The following is a 3,194-nucleotide window of genomic DNA, read 5'->3' as shown; positions in this document are numbered from 1 at the left end:
GAAGATCAGCCCGGAGGCGCCGATGTGGTCGGTCTCCCCGCACGTCGATCCGAGGTTGCCGATCAGCCAGGTGCCCAGGCCCCCGACGACCCAGACGATCGCTGTCGCCCGGACGAACCGCGATATCCCGGTGAGCGTCATCAGGAAGCCCAGCACCAGCAGCGGAACGGTGTTGGCCAGCAGGTGCCCCCAGTCGGCGTGCAGCAGCGGGGCGACGAGGACGCCCCACAGGCCGTCGGCCCGCAGCGGCCGGATGCCGTTGCGGTCGAGGCGGTCGCCGCTGAGCCGGTCGATGAGCTCGACGAGGTACAGCAGCGCCACGAAGCCGATGACGATGGCCCCGCCGACCCGCCAGCGGGACCGCTTCCGCGGCTCGGCCGTTAACAGGTCCGCGCCGCCGTCGCCGCCGGTGCGGTTCACGCCCATAGCTGCCCTTCCAGCGCGTCTTCGGCGTCGTCCAGGCTACCGGCGTAGGCGCCGGTGGACAGGTATTTCCACCCCGCATCGGCGACCACGAACGCGATGTCGGCCCGCTCGCCGGCCTTGGCCGCCTTGCCGGCCACTCCGAGCGCGGCGTGCAGCACCGCACCGGTGGAGATGCCGGCGAAGATGCCCTCGGTGTCGATCAGCTCCCGGGTGCGGCGCACCGCGTCGACCGAGCTCACCGAGAACCGGGTGGTCAACACGTCCGGGTCGTAGAGCTCCGGCACGAAGCCATCGTCGATGTTGCGCAGTGCGTACACCCCCTCGCCGTAGCGCGGCTCGGCGGCGACGATCTGCACGCCGGGCACGTTCTCCCGCAGGAACCGGCCGGCGCCCATCAGCGTGCCGGTGGTGCCCAGGCCGGCGACGAAGTGGGTGATCTCCGGCAGGTCGGCGAGCAGCTCCGGGCCGGTGCCGTGGTAGTGCGACGCGCTGTTGGCCGGGTTGCCGTACTGGTAGAGCATCACCCAGTCGGGATGCTCGGCGGCCAGCCGCTTGGCGGTGGCCACCGCGGTGTTCGGGCCGCCCTCGGCCGATGACGAGACGATGGTCGCCCCGTAGAGCTCCAAGATCTGGCGCCGCTCGATCGAGGTGTTCTCCGGCATCACGCAGATCATCCGGTAGCCCTTCAGCCGGGCCGCCATCGCCAGCGAGATTCCGGTGTTTCCGCTGGTGGGCTCCAGGATCGTCGCACCGGGCAGCAGCAGCCCGTCGGCTTCGGCCTGCTCGATCATGGCGAACGCCGGGCGATCCTTGATCGAGCCGGTGGGGTTGCGGTCCTCGAGCTTGGCCCACAGCCGCAGGTGCGGGCCGTCGGGCGAGTCGTCCCAGCGGGGCGAGAGCCGCCGCAGTCCGACCAGCGGGGTGTTCCCGAGCGCGGCCAGCAGCGAGTCGTAGCGGGTCATCCGGGCCGGCCTATCCCCCGGCGACGGCGGGCAGGATGGTCACCGAGTCACCGTCGGCGATCGCGGTCTCCAGCCCGCCGGAGAACCGCACGTCCTCGTCATTGACGTAGATGTTGACGTAACGGTGCAGCTTGCCGCCATCGAGCAGGCGCTGCGCGATGCCCGAGTAGTTGTTCTCCAGGTCGTCGATGACCGCGGCCAGGGTGGCGCCGTCGGCGTGCACGCGTTTCTCCCCGCCGGTGTGCGGCCGCAGGATGGTCGGGATCGAGACGGTGACAGTCACGGTGACTCCTCGCTGTTGTACTTCTCAACGATGGTGACGGGTTCTTCGGTGACGACGCCGTCGACGATGCGGTAGCTGCGCAGCTGGTGGCTGTCCGGGTCGCGGGTGGACACCAGTACGTAGTGTGCGTCGGGTTCGCCGGCCAACGCCACGTCCGTCCGGCTGGGATACGCCTCGGTGGCGGTGTGCGAGTGGTAGATCACCACCGGCACCTCGTCGCGGTCGTCCATCTCCAGCCAGACCTTCAGCTGTTCCTGCGCGTCGAACCGGTAGAAGGTCGGCGAGCGTTCGGCGTTGACCATCGGCACGTGCCGCTCCGGCCGGTCGGAGCCCTCCGCTCCGGCCAGCAGCCCGCACGCCTCGTCGGGATGATCGGCGCGCGCGTGCTGCACCATCGCGTCGACCAGGTCGGCACGAATCGTCAGCACGTCAGCGCCTCTCCGTCGGGGTCTGCCGGAATGCCCCGGGCAACGTGGCCCGGTAAGACGGTATTCCGGCCACCGGCTCGGCGGCCAACACCCCGACCAGGACCGCACGGGCCAGGCAGTCGGCGGCCGCGGCGCCCACCACGGTCAGCAACCCGATCTCCGGCGAGACCGCCGCGGGCGTCTCCAGCACCGGCGAAACCTCGACGGCCCCGGTCGCCAGCGCGAACACCGTGTCGCCGTCGGCCGGGGTGTGCGCGGGCCGGATGGTGCGGGCCAGGCCGTCCTGGGCGGCGATCGCCACCCGCCGGCAGGCCGCCGGGCTGAGCGCGGCGTCGGTGGCGACCACCGCGATCGTCGTGTTGAGCAGGCTGGGTTTGGCCCCCAGACCGGCCAGCGTCGCCAGCTCGCCGGCGGGCGGCGCCGTCAGCCCCAACTCGTCGACCAGGTAGGCCGGCCACGGCAGGCCGGTGGCCCGGTCGATCACCTCACCGGCGCAGTTGACCACCACCAGCGCCCCCACCGTCACCGTCACGCCGTCGAGCTCCAGGGTGGTCGACGCGGTCCCCACGCCGCCCTTGAGCACCCCGGCGCGGGCCCCGACCCCGGCGCCGACGACGCCGACCGCGACCGGCCCCGGCCCGGCGGCTTCGGCGGCGGCGTAGCCGAACTCGGCGGTCGGCCGGTTGTCCCAGCCGCCGACCGGCAGGTCGAAGATGACCGCTGCCGGGACGATCGGCACCACGCCGCCGGCCAGCACCACCCCGCGGCCGTGCTCCTCCAGCCAGGTCATCACGCCGTCCGCCGCCGCCAGCCCGTAGGCGCTGCCGCCGGCCAGCACCACCGCGTCGACGAAGCGCACGCTGTTGGCCGGGTCCAGCAGGTCGGTCTCCCGGGTGCCCGGCGCGCCGCCGCGGACGTCGACCCCGCCCACCGTGCCGGGCGGCGGCAGCACCACGGTCACTCCGGCCGCCCAGCCGGCCCCGAGGGTCGCGTCCGGGTCGAGCCGCTGGTGCTGGCCGACCCGCAGACCCGCGACGTCGGTGAGCGAATCCGTGCGCGCCGGGCCGGTCATCAGGCCTGCCTCATCAGCGCCAG

General features: G+C 72.7%; 5 protein-coding genes. All 5 read right to left on the bottom strand.

The window, feature by feature from the left end; genetic code table 11:
• On the bottom strand, positions 1-426 hold a 426-nt coding region (locus AC2VNT_RS01525; protein WP_486945180.1), incomplete at its 3' end, for a rhomboid family intramembrane serine protease.
• Positions 417-1,388: a PLP-dependent cysteine synthase family protein gene (locus tag AC2VNT_RS01520; protein ID WP_486945179.1), complete on the bottom strand. Its 972-nt coding sequence runs from the start codon at positions 1,386-1,388 to the stop codon at positions 417-419. The genes AC2VNT_RS01525 and AC2VNT_RS01520, both read right to left, overlap by 10 nt.
• 10 nt (positions 1,389-1,398) lie before the next feature.
• Positions 1,399-1,671 carry a MoaD/ThiS family protein gene (locus AC2VNT_RS01515; protein WP_486945178.1) on the bottom strand — a complete coding sequence of 91 codons (273 nt, stop codon included), beginning with the start codon at positions 1,669-1,671 and terminating at the stop codon, positions 1,399-1,401.
• Positions 1,668-2,099 (bottom strand): M67 family metallopeptidase, encoded by a 432-nt coding sequence (locus tag AC2VNT_RS01510; RefSeq protein WP_486945177.1) that lies wholly within the window; start codon positions 2,097-2,099, stop codon positions 1,668-1,670. The genes AC2VNT_RS01515 and AC2VNT_RS01510 overlap by 4 nt, the downstream gene beginning before the upstream one ends.
• Position 2,100: 1 nt before the next feature.
• On the bottom strand, positions 2,101-3,171 hold the full coding sequence (locus tag AC2VNT_RS01505) for a P1 family peptidase (protein WP_486945181.1): 1,071 nt from the start codon (positions 3,169-3,171) through the stop codon (positions 2,101-2,103).
• Positions 3,172-3,194 lie beyond the last annotated feature (23 nt).

Source organism: Mycobacterium sp. TH-M15 (assembly GCF_057473705.1).
Note: the sequence above shows the minus strand (reverse complement) of the source record. Positions and strands in the feature narration are given on the sequence as shown.